This window comes from Sphingorhabdus sp., assembly GCF_029865925.1.
Taxonomy (GTDB): Bacteria; Pseudomonadota; Alphaproteobacteria; order Sphingomonadales; family Sphingomonadaceae; genus Sphingorhabdus_B.
This window is the reverse complement of sequence record NZ_JARXAI010000067.1, coordinates 1-16,470: the sequence shown is the minus strand read 5'-3', so window position 1 is coordinate 16,470 and position 16,470 is coordinate 1. Positions and strand designations below refer to the sequence as shown.

Here is a 16,470-nt window from a genome sequence, read left to right as displayed (position 1 = left end):
ATATGGTCGTGGCCGAGCAAATGCAGCATGCCGTGAATGACCAAATGGGTCGCATGATGTGCGACGGGAATGTTCTTTTCCTCGGCCTCGGCAGCGCAGATTTCATACGCAAGTATGATGTCACCTAGCATGATTTCGGGGGCATCATAGGTACCCGCAAGTAAGGCATCCAATTCTTCGCCATCGAGCATTGGAAAAGACAAAATGTTCGTCGGCTTGTCCTTATCGCGCCATTCGAGGTTCAGTGCGTGTACCTCAGCATTGTCAGACAGCTTGACACTGACGCTTACGGGAACGACTGGATCCGCCAGTTCAGGGATCGCAGCAAAGCGAACAGCCGCGTCGACGGCTTTTTCTGCCTCGATCTGCCCAAACTCGATTATACCCCAGTCAATGCCGCCCTGATTTGTGGCCAGCATAAGGTCAACATCAATCATGCCCGCCCTCATATGCGTCGACGATCTTGCCGACGAGTGGGTGGCGGACAACATCGCTGCTGTTGAAACGGATGGTCTGGATACCGTCTACACCTTCTAGGCGCTGCACAGCGTCGTTCAGGCCCGACATGCGTTCGCCGCCGGGAATGTCGACCTGATGCGGGTCTCCGCACACGACCATGCGGCTGTTCATGCCAAAACGGGTCAGAAACATCTTCATCTGCGCAGCTGTGGTATTTTGGGCTTCATCCAGAATAATGAATGAATCAGCCAGTGTTCGGCCGCGCATGAACGCGATTGGCGCGATTTCAATCTCGCCCGATGCAATGCGCCGCTCCACCTGTTCTGCAGGCAAGCAGTCATACAAGGCATCATAAATTGGCCGTAAATAGGGGTCGACCTTTTCCTTCATATCGCCTGGTAAGAAGCCAAGCCGCTCACCAGCCTCTACCGCTGGACGTGACAGGATAAGGCGTTGAACAGCGCCAGTAATCAGCATGGCAACGGCCTGCGCAACGGCCAGATAGGTTTTACCAGTGCCTGCTGGCCCAAGTGCGAAGATAATCTCGTCGCGCGCAAGCGCCTCCATATAGGGAATTTGCGTTGCAGAACGGGGGACGAGGGTTTTCTTGCGCGTGCGGATCATGATGCCCGGTGCGTCAGCGGCATCCTTGCGGACAATGCCCTCCAAGGTAGGTTCTGCGGTCATGGCGATGATGGATTGCAAAGCTTCGGTATCGATTTCCTGTCCGCGCGATAGGCGGGAATAAATGTCGTTGAGAACGTCGCGTGTGCGGCCAATGGCGCCAGCCTCCCCTTCAATCTGGACACGGTTGCCGCGGGCTGAGATATACACGCCAAGGCGGTTTTCGATTGTAACCAGATTACGGTCAAATTCGCCAAAAACCGCGCTGATTAGGTGCGGTTTGTCGAAACTCATTTCGAGCCGGGACAAGTCACCGGCTTGCGCTTGGGCTTTTTTGGCCATTCAGGCAGCTGCTCTCATCGTTGGTACACCTTTTAGGCTAAGTGGTCCAGAATCGGTAATCTGTACTGTAACGATATCGCCTATTGAAAGGTCCGGCGCAAGGACATGAACGGACTGAAGCCATGGCGATTTACCAATAAGTTGCCCGGCGAACTTTCCCGGCCTTTCCAACAAGACATCTGTTGTACGGCCCACGGTCTTATCGTTGAACGCTGTCTGGTCAGCGACAATCTGCGCTTGAAGCTTTTGTAGTCGCTCGTCCATCACGGGCATCGGTATCTGGTCGGCCATGTCAGCGGCTGGTGTTCCAGGACGCGGACTGTATTTGAATGAGTAAGCCTGCGCATGGCCCACTTCGCGCAAAAGGCTTAACGTGTCCTCAAAATCGGCATCAGTTTCGCCCGGAAAGCCAACGATAAAGTCGCCGGAAAAGGCGATGTCAGACCGCACGGCGCGGACGCGATCAAGAATGCGCATATAGCTGTCGCGGCTATGGCTGCGGTTCATGGCTTTGAGGATGCGGTCGGAACCTGATTGCACCGGCAGATGCAGGAATGGCATCAGTTTTTCAACATCCCCATGCGCGGCGATCAGCCCTTCGGTCATATCGTTCGGATGGCTGGTCATGTAGCGGATTCGGTTAAGTCCCGTTATTCTGTCGAGCGCGCGGATAAGGCCATCAAGGCATTGGAGCCTGCCTGTGTCGTCCTCGCCAGCCCATGCGTTTACATTCTGGCCAAGCAAGGTGATTTCTTTGGCGCCAGCGTCAACAATGGCCTTTGCCTCGTCGATCAGATCGGCCCAACCACGCGAAATTTCCGCGCCTCTGGTATAGGGTACGACGCAATAGGTACAGAATTTGTCGCAGCCTTCCTGAACCGTCAAGAACGCTGATGGCGGTTGTTTCTGGCGCGCGGGCAGCTTGCCGAATTTGTCGAGGCCTGGTAGATCAAGGTCAACCACGCGTTGGCCGCGTCCAACCGCTGCGATCATGTCGGGCAGATTATGATAGGCCTGTGGGCCGACGACAATGTCGACTTCGGGCGCTCGGCGGCTGATTTCACCGCCTTCGGCTTGCGCGACGCAGCCGGCCACGGCGATCACGGGGCTGGTCCCATCCTTGCGGCGCAAGCGGCCAATTTCCGAATAGACCTTTTCCGCCGCTTTCTCGCGGATATGGCAGGTATTGAGAACGACGAGGTCGGCATTCGCCTTCTCGTCAGCTTGCGTCATACCCTGACTTTCAAACATTTCGGCCATGCGTTCGCCATCATAGACGTTCATTTGGCAGCCATAGTTTTTGATCGAATAGGTTTTTGGGGAATCCGTGCTCATAACGCGTGTCTATACATAGCGGGCCGCGTTGCCGCCACCATCCATTGCAGCGCCGATACGCGCCCTTACTTCAGCGGAAATCGCCTTGCGGTCGGGGTAGTGGGCTGGATCAAATGGCTCAAGAAAATGCAAGATGGCCGTTATCGGTCTTAGATAAGAGAGTAACCGCCAGAAATTCTCGGTCACCTTTTCGTCACCAATCCAGGCAACGCGTGGGGTGTGGTGACCGTAATCGAGATAGACTGGCTGAACGAGCATACCTGTTGGCGGGGGAACGAGCGCCGCGAAAAGGGACGGTTTGAACGGCAGTAGACCAAACCCATCATGCGTTGTACCTTCGGGAAAGATCGTGACCGGCTGGGGACCCGTCATGGCGGCGCGGAGAACATTGACCTGACTGCCAACACTCGCCCGATTTTCGCGGTTGACGAAGATCGTGTTGTTAATCTTGCAGAGCCAACCAATCAGCGGCCAGCTTTCAATTCCGTCATTGGCTACGAAAGTGCAACCAGTGACACCCGACATTACCGGTATATCGATCCAGCTATGGTGGTTTGCCGCGTAAAAAACATTGGCGCGCAGGCGTGTGCCTGTCGTTGCGGTCGCGATGCCGCTGGTCCAGCTGATCGACAAAAGGAACAAGCGTGGCCAAGGTGATGGTCTGCGGAACAAGCGCCATATATTATGTAGCAACAGGGTGGCGATCAGGCTGCAGGCCATGAGCAGAAGGCGGGCCAAAAACAAGAACTGCCCTGCGACAAATGCGGCTGGATTGCGGCGTTCACTCCTTGCGGTCGATGGCGACGCCATAAAGCTCCATACGGTGATCAACCAATCGATATCCAAGCCGCTCAGCGATAATCTTTTGCAATGCCTCAAGCTCCGGGTCGACGAATTCGACGACCTTGCCGGTTTCGACATCGATCAGATGGTCATGATGCGCTTCGGGCGATGCTTCATAACGGGCGCGGCCATCGCCGAAATCGTGGCGGTCCAATATCCCTGCCTCTTCGAAAAGACGCACAGTGCGGTATACGGTGGCAATCGAAATTTTGGGGTCGATTGCCGAAGAACGGCGATACAGCTCCTCAACATCGGGGTGGTCGGTTGCATCGGAAATTACACGCGCGATAACGCGACGCTGGTCCGTAATGCGCAGGCCCCTGTCGTTGCAGAGCGCCTCAATGTCGATTTTGCTATCCATCCGAACAGACATTTAGTGTCACCCTATGATTCGTCAAAGAAAAAGGCCGGAGAGGTCCCCGGCCCTATATTCTCGCGGATAAGCAAAAAGCTTATTTCACCTTTTTCTTACGGCCAGATCCGGGCGCGCGCCCAAGGCCAATCGCCTTGGCCAATTCGCGGCGTTGTTCGGCGTAGGCAGGGGCGACCATTGGATAATCGGCGGGCAGGCCCCACTTGGCGCGATAGTCATCAGGCGTCATGCCATAATGCGTCATAAGGTGACGCTTCAGCATTTTCAGCTTCTTACCATCGTCCAGACAGACAATATAATCGCGCTTAATGGAGTTACGGATTGGCACGGCTGGTTCCAACGCAATTTCTTCTACCACTGCAGGTCCGGAAATTCCGGAGAGCGCTGCGTGTACGTTAGAGATTAAATTTGATACATCTGAAACGGCAACGCTATTGTTGCTGACATGCGCTGCAACAATATCTGCAGTCAGTGTAATTAAAAATTCAGTGACATCGTTACTTTCTTGTGACATTTTGAAAAACTCCAGACCCGTTATTTTTTTTATCGTGTCTTAAGTTATCCGATTTAATTCTAGCCGTCAAATTGCGCTGTAATATAATGCCATTATTATAAACTTAGTTCCATAGTAATCGCATCAGGATTGATACCATCTGCATTTTTGTAGTAATTTTTGCGACGACCAATGGGTAAGAATCCATAATTAAGGTAGAAATCATAAGCATTGTTGCCGTCACGGACCTCTAAGAACAATTTTTTTCCCCCCGCGGCGCGTGCGCGATTAACTATTTCTGACAATAGCATTTTTCCGATGCGTTGCCCCCGACACTGCTGCATCACACCAATCATTAATAGTTCTTCGTGGTCAAGAACCCAGCGGCCGAACGCAAAACCGCAGACACTTTCTTGAACTATAGCAAGTAATAGCCGACAATCGGGTAGAACAAGTGTCGATAAAAGCTGCGCAGCAGTCCATGCTTCACCAAAACGCGGATCGAATGCATCATTCATGACCGACATCACGGCCGAAATATTGCGCGCGTCGCCCTCAATGATTTGAATCATATGCTTATAGCCAATGGCTTCGCGTCGGGCGCCCTGCCATATATAGGGACCGGCGGCAGGCCGCTGCCCATGGGGAGGTGCACCCAATGGCGCGCATCGGGCAGCAGGTCGAACCATTTCCCGTTCACGCGCTGCAGATCAATATCTCCAGCGACATTCAGCGCAGTGGCAAGCGATGACACTGCCTCAGGCAGAATGGAGCATACTGGTTCCATTGACTGCCCATCGGCGGCGAAAGCTTCAAAGAAATACTCACCATGGCCACCAGTCATAATCACGTCGACTGCCAAGGGTTCGGCCATTTGGGCACGGGCCATTGCGGCGATTAATGTCAGGCAGCCATAACCTTGCACGTCGATATGCCACGCCAACCCTAAAGCCTTCGCCGCTGCAACGCCCACGCGAATGCCGGTAAAGCTTCCAGGCCCGACATTGACGAAGATTTGGTCCGCCTTGCCGCTATCTGGCAAAGCAGCGATGAGCAGGAGCAAGCGTTCCGCGTGGCCACGGCCAATGACTTCATGTTGTGCGGATACGAGATCATTGCCGTCGAATAAAGCGACTGAGCATGCCCGCGTCGCGGTATCTATAACCAATGTCCGCATAACGGTCCGCTGCCGCTTCGGGATCAGATGACGCTGTTGAAGCGGTCAAATGCAGGGCGGGGGCTGCGTTCAAAAATGCTTGCCTTGTCGCCATAGCCCAAGGTGCAGATGAAATTTGACTGCACTTTTGTGCCTGCAAAAAATGCCTCGTCAACCGCCGCATTGTTGAAGCCCGACATTGCTCCGGTATCGAGCCCAAGCGCACGCGCCGCAAGGATGAAATAGGCGCCTTGCAAGCTGCTATTGCGGAAGGCGGTTTTTTCAATCAGCGCATCATTGCCAACAAACCAGCTGCGGGCATCTGTGTGCGGAAACAGCTCAGGGAGGTTTTCATAAAATTCCAAGTCCATGCCAATGATGGCGGTCACCGGTGCTTGCAGAATTTTGTCACCATTGGCTGGCATACACAGAGCGGCAAGCTTTTGCTTGGCAGCGTCACTATTGCACCAGATGATCCGAGCGGGCAGGCAATTGGCTGATGTAGGACCAAATTTCATGACATCCCAAATTTGCTCAAGTTGCTTTTGTGTTACTGGCGTATCCAAATAACCATTGTAGCTGCGCGCCTCACGAAAAAGCTGATCAAGAGCAGCATCGTTCAATGGTTCTGACATGATGTTAACTTTCTAAACGGAAAAAATTTAAGCTGCACGCACTTCGGTGACTTCGGGAACATAATGCTTAAGCAATTGTTCGATCCCGTTTTTCAGCGTGGCCGAGGATGATGGGCAACCCGCGCAAGCGCCTTGCATTTGCAAGAATACTACGCCTTTTTGGAAACCGCGATAAATGATGTCGCCGCCGTCATTGGCCACCGCAGGGCGGACGCGGGTCTCTATCAATTCCTTGATCTGGACCACTATGTCTGCATCTTCCGGATCATCAAGTGGATAGTCTGCGTCACCCGATGGCACCGAGAAGCCAGCTGCCGCCGGCTTGAACAAGGGCATATTGGCGCTGAAATGGTCAAGTAATATGCCAAGCACATCTGGCTTTAGGCTTGCCCATTCGACGCCCGGCGCAGCCGTTACCGAAATGAACGAATGTCCGAAGAACACGCCCGTGACATCGCCAAGCGTAAACAGCGCCTCGGCAAGAGGCGAAGCTTCTGCCTCTTCAGGAGAGGCAAAGTCCCGTGTTCCGGTGTCCATGACCACAGTTCCCGGCAGAAATTTGATGGTCGAAGGGTTAGGGGTCAGTTCAGTTTCTATAAGCATTCCCCGCATGTGGTGCGGCGGACAGCAAAGTGCAAGCCAGAATGTCTTGACAGCGGCCAAGCCCATGTTGACGTAACATAGCATAAGGAGAACAAAGAAAATGAGTCAATCACACAAAACAGCTTGGATCACAGGTGCATCGTCGGGAATCGGTGAGGCACTTGCTAAGGCGTTTGTCGGCGGCGGTGGTCATGCGATATTGTCGGGACGCAACGTCGCCGAGTTGCAACGTGTTGCGGACGAAACTGGCGCGCCGGAGAGTTGTTTAGTCTTGCCATTCGACACTGTGGACTATGACGGCTTGGCCGACAAAGTGTCGAAGGCTATTGCGTTTCAAGGCAGTGTTGATGTGTTGGTCAACAATGCGGGCATATCGCAACGCTCGCCCGCTGTGGACACTGATTTGTCGGTGTACCAGCGCATTGTTGATGTCGATTTGCTCGCACCGATTGCGCTTACGCAGGCGCTGCTGCCACACATGGTTTCGCGTGGCGCTGGCCAGATCGTGATGATCTCCAGCGTGGCCGGAAAGGCCGGCATTCCGATGCGCACGGCCTATTGTGCGGCAAAGCACGGCCTGATTGGCTATGCCGATGCCTTACGCAGCGAAGTGGCCGGGCAGGGGGTCAAGGTTCTCGTTGTGGCGCCGGGGTCTGTCAAAACCAACGTGTCGCGCAATGCTCTCAATGCCGATGGCTCGGTTCGTGGCGTGAGCGACGCCGCGATTGAAAACGGCATTGACCCGCACGATGTCGCCGGCCGCATTTGGGACGCTGTAGCCACTGGAAAACGCGAAATCGTCATCGCAGAAGGCATGGAAGCCAGCATTCCCGTTCTGCGCGCGCAGGATCCGGAAAAACTGTTCGACTTGGTCGAGGCGATGGTGGCCGACGGCTATGCTCAGAAGATTTCTGCGCAATAAAGCGGTGTATTGCGCAGGCGGTTGAGAATTAAGGCCCATGCATTATTTGGTGCATGGGCATTCCGACCCTAGATGCGGCCCGCCCTTAATGCTGCGCCCGCCGCAAAGGGTGACAGTGCCGTTATTGCCAGCGACGTTGCCGCAAGCAACTGCATCGCATTTCTGGGATCTTCGGCTAAAGTACCTGCGCCAAAGATAAGCAGGGGAATGGTGAGCGGCACAAGCAGCAGCCCGCCGAGCGCGCTCGCACCGCTAAGGCCAGCGGTGAGTGCGGCGATCATCACTGAAAGCCCCGACAATGCGGGTAAAGCGAGTGCGAGGCCAAGCAGCAAAGTGCCCAACTGCGCCTCAGGCAATCCAATCAGCGCCGAACCCACCACCGTCGCGAGAAGCAATGGCAGGGCAAAGGCGACAATCTGACTCGCGATTTTGGCCGTCGCGACAAGTTCATCTGACCAACCGCGCAGTGCCAATTGATCAAGCACCCCAGACTGCCGGTCAGGTAAAATCAGGCGCTCAATGGGCAGAAGCGTCGCCAACAGCGCCGCTATCCACAAGATACCGCCGCCCGTCCGCGCCAGCAGCGCCTTGTCCGGACCGGTGACAAAGGGAAAGAGCGTGGCCACTGCGAGATAGAAGAAAATAGGAAGCCACAAGCCACCCCCTGTCCAAGCAAGGCGCACCTCGCGGGTGACCAGTGCGATGAAGCTCTTCATGCAACATCCCCTTGGCTGTCGAGCACAAGGCTATGCGCTACATTGATGGAGGGCGGTTGATGTGCAGCGACAAGAACAATCCCGCCCGACGCTGCGCGACTGGTAATCGCTTGATCAAGCCGGGCGCAGCTTGCGCTGTCGAGGCCATTATAGGGTTCGTCGAGCAACCAGATCTCTGCCTTTGATGCCAACACCCGCGCAATGCTTGCACGCTTGCGCTGCCCGGTGGAAAGAAAGCGTACCGGGATTTTAGCTAGGCCTTGTAAATCCATATCTGCCAAGGCTGCGCTGCGTTCCGACGCTGATGCACCGTCCATGTCTGCCCAAAATTGTAACGCATGCTCAACGGTCACATTCGCATCAAGCGCAAGGCTTTCATCGGCAAGGGCAATGCGTCCTTCGGCTTTTACCGCGCCGGACGCAACGGTTAGCAACCCTGCAACGAGACGCAGAAGAGTGGATTTTCCACATCCATTGGCGCCCCTTATCCAGATTATGTCACCTGCGCGCGCAGTTACCGTCAGGTCACGTAATACCAGACGATTACCGCGAATGACCGCGACATTTTCAAGGCTAAGCGACGGCAAGGATGCTTGACGGGACGACATATCGCGACTTAGGCATGAATTCGTTCAATTGCAAAAGCAGGATTATCAGATGCAGGTTTCAAGACTGGATGACACCGCTCGCGACGCAGCGATGCAACAATTGCCGCAATGGACCTATGATGCTGACGCCAAAGGCATCCGCCGTAGCGTGCGCTTCGGCGACTTTGCCGAGGCGTTTGGTTTCATGACACGCGTCGCCATCTTGGCCGAGAAAGCGGACCATCATCCTGAATGGTTCAACGTATACAACCGCGTCGACATTTTGCTGACAACGCATGATGCAGGCGGATTGTCACAACGTGACGTTAATCTTGCCACCGCCATTGATGCTATCATGGTTTAAGCTGCACCACATCCCCAAGGCCGCCCAATAGACCCAATTGCTTGCGTAAGCGGTTCGGGAACCAGCGCGCTGAAAAGGCAAGTTGCCTCGCCATTTTGTTGACTGGCGTGTGCACCTTTTCCCCATGGATCGCTTCCCATGCGGCGGGACCAATGATCGAGACGGGGCTGACCTCGACGCCTGCGGACTGAAGCCTCTCCTTGCCTGTCATGTTGCTGCTGGCGTCGACATTACCGATGATGTTGGTATCGATGAAGCCGGGCATAAGGCTGCGTGACTTAATGCCATAGGGACGCCATTCAATATCATGCGCCTCAGCGAGCCCGCGCACTGCGAATTTAGTGGCGCTATAGACGCTTAAGCCAGCCGAACCGTAAATGCCCGCGGCTGAGCTGGTATATAGCACACACGCGTCGGCTGTGTTTTTGAGCAGGTCGAAGCACGCGCGCGTGCCGCTGATCACGCCAGTCAAGTTAATCGCGATCATGCGGTCAATATCTTCGTCGGTCATGTCCTGAATGGGACCGCCGGCGCCAATTCCGGCATTGTTGAACAACACGGTCATATGGCCATCGGTGTGCTTGGCAAATGCGGCAACGGCCTTTTTCCATTGCGCACGGTCTGCGACATCCAGCCTGTGGCGCGAATATTCGCCCTTTGGTAGCAAGGCCGCGGTGTCGTCCAGACCCTTTTCATCAATATCCGCCAGACCCACAAACCAGCCCATATTTGCAAAATAGCGCGCGACTTCGCGGCCAAGACCAGACGCAGCGCCTGTGATGAATATGCTTTTTTGTGCTGTCGACATGATGATGATTCCTCTCTTACTCACATGGTTGTCAGCAACATTAATTTGCTCGAAACGTCAACTGATTATTGCAGATGTTGCATAGCTGGGATGCACCATAAGGGCCTGACGAGTGCTTATAGTTTGAAATTGGTTATTGCTGATTATGATGATTTTAAGCCCGTTTTCAGCCACCGCTAGGGCGCAAATCATGCGCCTGAACAAAGGCCTAAAGCTAAATCGCTTGGAAGCCCTTGGCGTAAATATGCCAAGTAAAAATCGCCGCAGCCCCGCGATGCGGGCGCCAGCGTTCGGCGATGGCGCGGATTTCCTTTTCGGACGGCCGCACCGCAAGCTTTAACAAGCGGCCAACGCCTTCCTGAACCGCAAGGTCGCCCGCGGGCCAGATGTCGGCGCGGCCCTCGGCAAACAGCAGATAGATTTCTGCTGACCAGCGGCCAATGCCCTTCACTTGCGTGAGATAGGCAATCGCTTCCTCATCATCGGTGGGCAAGGCGTCGAGCGGCAACGCGCCCGACAGCACCAGTTCCGCCAGCGACCGGGCATAGCCCTGTTTCTGCCGGCTAAGGCCACAGCCGCGCAACGCATCGAAATCCTGCCCCAGCAACTGCTCCGGCGGGCATCCTGCACCCAGCAATGCCTCCAGCTTGTTCCAGACCGACGCTGCTGATGCGACGCTAACTTGTTGCCCAATTATCGTGCGCAACAATGTGGCATAGCCCGGTGCGCTTATCCGTTCGTCGGGATAGCCGGTTACGGCAAGGGCCGAGGCGACACCCGGCTCAATCGCCGCCAGTGCGTCAAGCGCGGCATGAAGCTGCTGTGCCCGAATACCCATTAGCGTGCGCCCATCAGCCGCGCCGGACGGTCGCCGCGTACAGCGCAATCGCTGCTGCGTTGGAGACGTTCAGTGACTCCATCTGTCCGCTCATCGGCAGTTTTGCCAGCTGGTCACAATGTTCCTGGATATTGTGGCGCATCCCGTCGCCTTCGGCGCCCAGCACAAGGGCGTTGCGCCCCGGCGTCAGCGCTTGGTCCAACGTTACCTCCGCATGGCCTGTCAGGCCGATTCTCCAATAGCCAGCCTCGGCAATTTCCTCGAGCGCGCGGGCAAGGTTTACCACACGCACCCATGGCATGACTTCAAGTCCGCCGGACGCTGCTTTGGCCAAGGCGCCTGATTCGGGTGGGGAGTGCCTGTCTTGCGTAACAACCGCAACGGCACCAAAGGCAGCCGCGGTCCGGAAAATCGCGCCGACATTGTGCGGATCGGTCACTTGATCAAGGATCAGTAAAGGCCTGTTGTCGTCATTGGCAACGGCAAGCGCATCCGTCAGCCACACATCCTCAAGCGGCGCAACCTCAAGCACTATGCCCTGATGCGGGGCATCCTTAGGCACAAAGCGCGCCAAATCATTCACCTCGGCATATTGCACGGTCAACCCGTCAGGCACGACGATTTTGCCGATTTCTTCTCGCGTACCCCATAAATTGATAAGGCGACGCTCGGGATTGTCGAGGGCGGCATAGACGGCATGCCGCCCATAAAATTTGGGATTACCGCTTATGACGGCTGCACCACGGCGACGGTGGCTTTTATGTGAAGACATTTCATTTACCTGCTAATTAAAAAGAGGACGTTCTGGCTCCCTTTCCCACTTGAGGCATTGACAGGCAAGGGCCCTTTCGCCATTGGGCTGCTTCTTCAGCGGGACCGGCCCTCATGCCAACACATGATGCCCCGACGAAGATGTGGACAGGTGGCCGAGTGGTTAAAGGCAGCAGACTGTAAATCTGCCCGGTTTTCCGTACGCTGGTTCGAATCCAGCCCTGTCCACCATTTACCCTCTTATTCCATGTCAGCACCAATGTATTAAATTGCCTCTGTTTGCTTGCCTTGGGGCCTCCGTGGGCTCTGGCCGAGGGGCTTAAATCACCTGACAAAAGTCATCGGAGCCGCAACAGTCACGAGGGCTTTTGAAAGTCTAGTTCGTAAACAGTTAGGGCGAAGGTGTTTTCGGTACTCGAACCACCTGTGTATTCGAAATATGACAGCTCCTGTTTGCCGTCTGCGTTAAAGTCGTCAACGGCAACCAATCGACCGAAAGCGTTGTTGCGCAGTGTTGTGGTCAGTCTGGTGAATTGCCCTGCGCCCTTGTTAAAATAGACCATTAGGCGCCCGTCATTAAGGCCGTGCAAGATGTCGACCAACCCATCTTTGTCAAGATCACGCATGAATACATCAGATGACCACTCCAACCGCTTGGCCATTATGTAGCTCTGGTCTTGGGGAAGTGCAGTTTCCGTGGTGTCCGTGAACTTTCCGCCGTCGTTACGTAAAATCTGGATATAATTCCCGCCATAATAAGGCACGTATCGTGAGTATGATATGACCAGATCTTGGTCGCCATCATTATCAATGTCGGCGTTTTTTGTCGCCATATGCAAGCTGGTGTTAATGCCATACACGCTTGGCGGCAGAGCAATCCGGTCTTCAAAACTGAATTGACCGTTCCGGTTTATAAACAAAAAGCTCGGCGTGGAGCCATGGCCGAAACCAGCAATCAGATCAGCGTATTTGTCTCCATTCACGTCGACAAAATGCAGATCGAGCAGTAAGTTGTTGTTCTCATTACCTTCGGAATTCGGGTTTGTTAAAGGCACAGACAGCAGGGATGCGGGAAAAATGCTGCTAGACGCGGCAAACTGGCCACTGGGCGTTTGCAGTAAGATGGTCGGCGGGAAACCTCCCCATGGGTTCCAATTCCCGATCAATATGTCGTCAAGACCATCGCCATTTATGTCACCTGTTGCCATCGAGTGAGCGTCGGTAGCGTTGTCTGGCAAGCCTTGCTTGGTTGTGATCCGCGGGATGGTGTCCAATAGCGTCGTTACTGCGCCAGCCCTTTGCCCAAGCAGAATTGCAGAACCGTGCGCCTTTGGATCTCCATAAACGCCGGATACATTGTGGGCGATAAAGAAGGCAGCGCTTTTGCCACCTACCGATAAGACTGCGGCCCTTCTTGCGCCGAAGACAGAAGGCATGGCTGCATTATGCGCCGCGTCATACATTAACCGTCCGTTTGCGTTTGATAGAAGTAGGTAGTGCATGGCGGCATATGCAGGTGTCCCGTACGCCTTATTAAGCGGCACTACGACCTCGGGATAATTATCACGCTGGAAATCTACGCTGATACTTCCTTGCGGGAATATGCCAGCCAGTCCGCCCGAATAAACCACGCCTGCATATGTGTATTCTGGAACGACATCGCGGTTTGAAAAGCGATGTGCCTCATACGCAAATTTGAGTGCAACAAATGGCATAGGGGCAGGACTTGGCGTCGGAGTTGCAGTAGGAGCTGAAGATATGACGACCGCCGGTGCAGACTGTGGTTGCTCTCCACCGCACCCGCACAACAAAAATACCGGCAGCAGAATATTGGGGGTTCTCATCTGGGCAGCTCTTGCAACATACCGTTACAATAATTGTGCACCATGATCCCATTTTCCCACTTCAATGACATCTAAGTTCCCGTCAGCCTTATCTGTTGCATGTCGTTTTGAGGTTTGGTTTGCGTCGCAGTTTCGCACTCAAATGAGGCGCACGCAAGAAAAAGGCAGACCAAAGGCCGTCTAGGCTGTTCCGCGCGTAAGTAACTTTACCGGAACAGGGGTAGTGCTAGGCACTTTGCCGTTCAACACCGCGATCAATGCCTCGACGAGCATTTCGCCGGCCTGGACGTAATCTTGCTCGATCGTCGTAAGCGGTGGTTGCGCATAGGCGCCCGTTGCGATGCCATCAAAGCCGATAACGCGGACATCCTTGCCAATGACAATGCTATGCTCGTCAAGCGCCCGCATGGCGCCCAGCGCGATAAAGTCGTTTGCACAAAACAAACTATCGAACGCGATTTTGTCGAGGATCAGGCCCTTGACCGCGGCATAGCCTTGGTCCTCCCGCACGGCATTTTCGGGCAGGGGCGGACAAATGGGCTGCATAGCCTTATTGGCCATTTCGTCCATATAGGTCGTCAGCCTATCCTGAAACTGCGGCTGTTCGCTATTGGTCGGGCCGATATATGCAATTTGCTTGCAACCGCTTTGCAGCAAATGGTCAATCGCCAGCCGAACGCCTTGGACATTGTCGCTTTTAACAGCAATAAGGTCTTCTTTGCTTGCGCCCCAGCAGATCATTGGGGTCTCGCGCCGCGCATATTCGGCAAAAAACTGCCAGCCTTCGACATTCTGCCCGCTGCCGATGACGATGAGGCCATCGGCCTGCCGGCTGCCCGTATAGTTGGCAAAGAAGTTATCGGGGGAGTCCTGAAAAGAGATAATCAGATTATAACCGCGTTCAGATGCCGATGCCGCGATGCAACCGAGCAGCGACAGATAAAACGGGTTGATGTTCGCTTTGTTCTCGCCGCGCCGACACAAAATGACGAGCGCGATGGAGTTGGTTTGCTGTGTGCGCAGGCGAAGGGCATTGTGGTCAACGGAATAATTGAGCTCATTGGCCAGAGCGACAATACGCGCCCGCGTGGTTTCGCTGACTTTCTTATCACCACGCAAGGCGCGCGATACGGTCGGTTGTGACACCCCAAGCATTGCCGCAATCTGATGCGCAGTAATGCGAACCTCTTTAACCATGCGGCGCCGTTAGCACTGGCATGCGGTCAAGTCACGCAGCGAGCGCGGTTGCGGGTGCGACAAATTCCAGATTGAGACTTTCTGCAACGGCTTGGCTGGTCACTTTTCCTTGATGTACGTTTAATCCGGCAAGCAACCCGCGTCCGGTTTCCGTGCTGCTTTCAAGCGCTGCGACGCCCTTGTTTGCCAGAGCAAGGCCATAAGGCAAGGTCGCGTTGTTGAGCGCGGCCGCGCTTGTCTGCGGCACTGCGCCGGGCATGTTTGCGACGCAATAATGAATGATGCCGTCGACGACATAAGTAGGATCGGCATGGGTCGTTGGCCGCGATGTCTCGAAACAGCCACCTTGGTCAATGGCGACATCAACGAGCACTGATCCCGGTTTCATGTGCTTCAGCATTTCGCGGGTCACGAGGCGCGGTGCGCTTGCGCCCGGAATAAGCACGGCGCCAATGACAGCGTCAGCAATGCTGACTTCATGGTCAATCGTTTCAAGCGTGGAATAACGCGTGCGGACCCGCCCGTTGAACATTTCGTCAAGTTGACGCAAGCGCGGGATTGAGCGGTCAACAATGGTGACCTCTGCGCCCAAGCCAACAGCCATGCGCGCCGCATGTGTGCCAACCACGCCCCCGCCAAGAACGGTAACACGTCCAGCCGGAACACCCGGGACGCCGCCAAGCAGGATGCCTGCACCGCCTTCGCTGCGGCGCATCGCTTGGCCAGCGGCTTCAATGGCGAGCCGGCCAGCAACTTCGCTCATCGGGGCAAGCAAGGGCAGGGTGCCACGGTCATCGGTGACGGTTTCATACGCAATGGCGGTGCATCCACTGGCGATCAGGCCCTTTGCCTGTTCGGGGTCGGGCGCAAGATGTAGATAGGTGAAGAGCAATTGCCCGCGGCGAAGCTGAACCCATTCGTTGGGTTGGGGCTCCTTGACCTTGACGACCATGTCACAGCCAGCAAAAATTTCAGCCGCCGTTGCGGCGATTTCGGCACCGGCAGCCCGATAGGCATCGTCGCTCGCCATAATGCCAGCGCCAGCGCCGGATTGCACGACGACCTGATGACCATGAGCGACATATTCGCGGACCGCGCCCGGGGTAAGGCCAACACGATATTCATGAACTTTGATTTCGCTAGGGACACCAACACGCATGATTTTTGCTCCTGAAAATATGTCTAACGCAAAAATAGCATTGTCGGACCGTCGATACTCCGCAAAGATTCGACTTATTCACCGGATTAGTGCATATATTCGTCGTATTTTTAAAGAAGAATAGAGATAATATGCAACTTGATCGAGCTGACCGTAAATTAATTGGCGCTTTAGTGGCAAATGGCCGCGCGACTCAGATGGAGTTGGGTGAAGCGGCAGGCCTGTCACCGAGTGCCGCGGCGCGCCGGCAAAAAGCCTTGGAAGACGAAGGCATATTGCGTGGCTATCGCGCCGACGTGAATTTACGCAAGCTGGGACTTTCCGCGACAGTCATGGTCACGATCACGCTATATAGCCAAAGCGAAGAGGCAATGGCCGCGTTTGAAGCCGCTGTTGCGAAC

The 16,470-nt window shown here is 54.8% G+C and carries 21 protein-coding genes and 1 tRNA gene; 4 read left to right on the top strand and 18 right to left on the bottom strand.

The window, feature by feature from the left end; all coding sequences use genetic code 11:
* The 10 genes from ybeY to QE270_RS06895 form a co-directional block, all read right to left on the bottom strand.
* Window positions 1–437: rRNA maturation RNase YbeY (gene ybeY, locus QE270_RS06940; RefSeq protein WP_300037175.1), on the bottom strand; the 437-nt coding region annotated here is incomplete at its 3' end.
* The gene (locus QE270_RS06935; RefSeq protein WP_300037172.1) at window positions 430–1,425 is read right to left on the bottom strand and encodes a PhoH family protein; all 996 of its coding nucleotides are present in this window, start codon (window positions 1,423–1,425) and stop codon (window positions 430–432) included. The genes QE270_RS06935 and ybeY, both read right to left, overlap by 8 nt.
* A complete protein-coding gene (gene miaB, locus QE270_RS06930; RefSeq protein ID WP_300037170.1) occupies window positions 1,426–2,760 on the bottom strand; it encodes a tRNA (N6-isopentenyl adenosine(37)-C2)-methylthiotransferase MiaB in 1,335 nt (444 codons plus the stop codon).
* A 9-nt stretch (window positions 2,761–2,769) separates the two neighbouring features.
* Window positions 2,770–3,570, bottom strand: a complete 801-nt coding sequence (locus QE270_RS06925) for a lysophospholipid acyltransferase family protein (RefSeq protein ID WP_300037167.1) — start codon at window positions 3,568–3,570, stop codon at window positions 2,770–2,772.
* The gene (locus tag QE270_RS06920) at window positions 3,542–3,964 is read right to left on the bottom strand and encodes a Fur family transcriptional regulator (protein WP_300037164.1); all 423 of its coding nucleotides are present in this window, start codon (window positions 3,962–3,964) and stop codon (window positions 3,542–3,544) included. Before QE270_RS06920 ends, QE270_RS06925 begins: the two co-directional genes overlap by 29 nt.
* Window positions 3,965–4,055: 91 nt before the next feature.
* Window positions 4,056–4,490, bottom strand: coding sequence for a MucR family transcriptional regulator (locus QE270_RS06915; protein WP_300037161.1), 435 nt, complete (start codon window positions 4,488–4,490; stop codon window positions 4,056–4,058).
* Between the two features lie 95 nt (window positions 4,491–4,585).
* A complete protein-coding gene (locus QE270_RS06910; protein ID WP_300037158.1) occupies window positions 4,586–5,041 on the bottom strand; it encodes a GNAT family N-acetyltransferase in 456 nt (151 codons plus the stop codon).
* On the bottom strand, window positions 5,038–5,646 hold the full coding sequence (gene tsaB, locus QE270_RS06905) for a tRNA (adenosine(37)-N6)-threonylcarbamoyltransferase complex dimerization subunit type 1 TsaB (RefSeq protein WP_300037155.1): 609 nt from the start codon (window positions 5,644–5,646) through the stop codon (window positions 5,038–5,040). The genes QE270_RS06910 and tsaB overlap by 4 nt, the downstream gene beginning before the upstream one ends.
* A gap of 23 nt (window positions 5,647–5,669) precedes the next feature.
* The gene (locus QE270_RS06900) at window positions 5,670–6,260 is read right to left on the bottom strand and encodes a malonic semialdehyde reductase (protein WP_300037152.1); all 591 of its coding nucleotides are present in this window, start codon (window positions 6,258–6,260) and stop codon (window positions 5,670–5,672) included.
* A 27-nt stretch (window positions 6,261–6,287) separates the two neighbouring features.
* Window positions 6,288–6,863, bottom strand: a complete 576-nt coding sequence (locus tag QE270_RS06895; RefSeq protein WP_300037149.1) for a NifU family protein — start codon at window positions 6,861–6,863, stop codon at window positions 6,288–6,290.
* A gap of 100 nt (window positions 6,864–6,963) precedes the next feature.
* On the opposite strand from QE270_RS06895, the gene QE270_RS06890 reads away from it, so the two are divergent.
* On the top strand, window positions 6,964–7,785 hold the full coding sequence (locus QE270_RS06890; protein WP_300037146.1) for an SDR family NAD(P)-dependent oxidoreductase: 822 nt from the start codon (window positions 6,964–6,966) through the stop codon (window positions 7,783–7,785).
* 68 nt (window positions 7,786–7,853) lie between these two features.
* On the opposite strand, the gene QE270_RS06885 is transcribed toward QE270_RS06890, so the two are convergent.
* A complete protein-coding gene (locus tag QE270_RS06885) occupies window positions 7,854–8,501 on the bottom strand; it encodes a heme exporter protein CcmB (protein ID WP_300037143.1) in 648 nt (215 codons plus the stop codon).
* On the bottom strand, window positions 8,498–9,109 hold the full coding sequence (gene ccmA, locus QE270_RS06880) for a heme ABC exporter ATP-binding protein CcmA (RefSeq protein ID WP_300037139.1): 612 nt from the start codon (window positions 9,107–9,109) through the stop codon (window positions 8,498–8,500). The genes QE270_RS06885 and ccmA overlap by 4 nt, the downstream gene beginning before the upstream one ends.
* 49 nt (window positions 9,110–9,158) lie before the next feature.
* Between ccmA and QE270_RS06875 the strand changes: the two genes are divergently transcribed.
* A complete protein-coding gene (locus tag QE270_RS06875; RefSeq protein WP_300037136.1) occupies window positions 9,159–9,452 on the top strand; it encodes a 4a-hydroxytetrahydrobiopterin dehydratase in 294 nt (97 codons plus the stop codon).
* Here QE270_RS06875 and QE270_RS06870 read toward each other — a convergent pair.
* The 3 genes from QE270_RS06870 to rlmB form a co-directional block, all read right to left on the bottom strand.
* The gene (locus tag QE270_RS06870) at window positions 9,442–10,260 is read right to left on the bottom strand and encodes an SDR family oxidoreductase (protein WP_300037133.1); all 819 of its coding nucleotides are present in this window, start codon (window positions 10,258–10,260) and stop codon (window positions 9,442–9,444) included. The genes QE270_RS06875 and QE270_RS06870 overlap by 11 nt on opposite strands.
* A gap of 214 nt (window positions 10,261–10,474) precedes the next feature.
* Entirely contained in the window at window positions 10,475–11,098 is a 624-nt protein-coding gene (locus tag QE270_RS06865) for a DNA-3-methyladenine glycosylase 2 family protein (protein ID WP_300037130.1), read from the bottom strand.
* Window positions 11,099–11,111: 13 nt separating this feature from the next.
* Entirely contained in the window at window positions 11,112–11,870 is a 759-nt protein-coding gene (gene rlmB, locus QE270_RS06860; protein WP_300037127.1) for a 23S rRNA (guanosine(2251)-2'-O)-methyltransferase RlmB, read from the bottom strand.
* A gap of 144 nt (window positions 11,871–12,014) precedes the next feature.
* Here rlmB and QE270_RS06855 point away from each other — a divergent pair.
* Window positions 12,015–12,100 (top strand) — tRNA-Tyr (locus tag QE270_RS06855).
* Between the two features lie 125 nt (window positions 12,101–12,225).
* Here QE270_RS06855 and QE270_RS06850 read toward each other — a convergent pair.
* The 3 genes from QE270_RS06850 to ald all read right to left on the bottom strand — a co-directional run bounded on the left by QE270_RS06850 (window position 12,226) and on the right by ald (window position 16,069).
* Window positions 12,226–13,584 (bottom strand): VCBS repeat-containing protein, encoded by a 1,359-nt coding sequence (locus QE270_RS06850; RefSeq protein WP_300037124.1) that lies wholly within the window; start codon window positions 13,582–13,584, stop codon window positions 12,226–12,228.
* A gap of 309 nt (window positions 13,585–13,893) precedes the next feature.
* Window positions 13,894–14,910, bottom strand: a complete 1,017-nt coding sequence (locus tag QE270_RS06845) for a LacI family DNA-binding transcriptional regulator (protein ID WP_300037121.1) — start codon at window positions 14,908–14,910, stop codon at window positions 13,894–13,896.
* Window positions 14,911–14,941: 31 nt separating this feature from the next.
* Window positions 14,942–16,069: an alanine dehydrogenase gene (gene ald / locus QE270_RS06840; protein ID WP_300037118.1), complete on the bottom strand. Its 1,128-nt coding sequence runs from the start codon at window positions 16,067–16,069 to the stop codon at window positions 14,942–14,944.
* A gap of 131 nt (window positions 16,070–16,200) precedes the next feature.
* Here ald and QE270_RS06835 point away from each other — a divergent pair.
* On the top strand, window positions 16,201–16,470 hold a 270-nt coding region (locus QE270_RS06835), incomplete at its 3' end, for a winged helix-turn-helix transcriptional regulator (protein ID WP_300037116.1).

Excerpts from the sequence above, each read along its gene's own strand:
- QE270_RS06865 (WP_300037130.1), bottom strand. The coding sequence starts at position 11,098 with ATGGGTATTCGGGCACAGCAGCTTCATGCCGCGCTTGACGCACTGGCG.
- QE270_RS06935 (WP_300037172.1), bottom strand. The coding sequence starts at position 1,425 with ATGGCCAAAAAAGCCCAAGCGCAAGCCGGTGACTTGTCCCGGCTCGAA.
- miaB (WP_300037170.1), bottom strand. The coding sequence starts at position 2,760 with ATGAGCACGGATTCCCCAAAAACCTATTCGATCAAAAACTATGGCTGC.
- QE270_RS06900 (WP_300037152.1), bottom strand. The coding sequence starts at position 6,260 with ATGTCAGAACCATTGAACGATGCTGCTCTTGATCAGCTTTTTCGTGAG.
- QE270_RS06910 (WP_300037158.1), bottom strand. The coding sequence starts at position 5,041 with ATGATTCAAATCATTGAGGGCGACGCGCGCAATATTTCGGCCGTGATG.
- QE270_RS06890 (WP_300037146.1), top strand. The coding sequence starts at position 6,964 with ATGAGTCAATCACACAAAACAGCTTGGATCACAGGTGCATCGTCGGGA.
- rlmB (WP_300037127.1), bottom strand. The coding sequence starts at position 11,870 with ATGTCTTCACATAAAAGCCACCGTCGCCGTGGTGCAGCCGTCATAAGC.
- ald (WP_300037118.1), bottom strand. The coding sequence starts at position 16,069 with ATGCGTGTTGGTGTCCCTAGCGAAATCAAAGTTCATGAATATCGTGTT.
- tsaB (WP_300037155.1), bottom strand. The coding sequence starts at position 5,646 with ATGCGGACATTGGTTATAGATACCGCGACGCGGGCATGCTCAGTCGCT.
- QE270_RS06845 (WP_300037121.1), bottom strand. The coding sequence starts at position 14,910 with ATGGTTAAAGAGGTTCGCATTACTGCGCATCAGATTGCGGCAATGCTT.
- QE270_RS06895 (WP_300037149.1), bottom strand. The coding sequence starts at position 6,863 with ATGCTTATAGAAACTGAACTGACCCCTAACCCTTCGACCATCAAATTT.
- QE270_RS06920 (WP_300037164.1), bottom strand. The coding sequence starts at position 3,964 with ATGGATAGCAAAATCGACATTGAGGCGCTCTGCAACGACAGGGGCCTG.
- QE270_RS06875 (WP_300037136.1), top strand. The coding sequence starts at position 9,159 with ATGCAGGTTTCAAGACTGGATGACACCGCTCGCGACGCAGCGATGCAA.
- QE270_RS06885 (WP_300037143.1), bottom strand. The coding sequence starts at position 8,501 with ATGAAGAGCTTCATCGCACTGGTCACCCGCGAGGTGCGCCTTGCTTGG.
- QE270_RS06850 (WP_300037124.1), bottom strand. The coding sequence starts at position 13,584 with ATGCCATTTGTTGCACTCAAATTTGCGTATGAGGCACATCGCTTTTCA.
- QE270_RS06870 (WP_300037133.1), bottom strand. The coding sequence starts at position 10,260 with ATGTCGACAGCACAAAAAAGCATATTCATCACAGGCGCTGCGTCTGGT.
- QE270_RS06925 (WP_300037167.1), bottom strand. The coding sequence starts at position 3,570 with ATGGCGTCGCCATCGACCGCAAGGAGTGAACGCCGCAATCCAGCCGCA.
- ccmA (WP_300037139.1), bottom strand. The coding sequence starts at position 9,109 with ATGTCGTCCCGTCAAGCATCCTTGCCGTCGCTTAGCCTTGAAAATGTC.
- QE270_RS06915 (WP_300037161.1), bottom strand. The coding sequence starts at position 4,490 with ATGTCACAAGAAAGTAACGATGTCACTGAATTTTTAATTACACTGACT.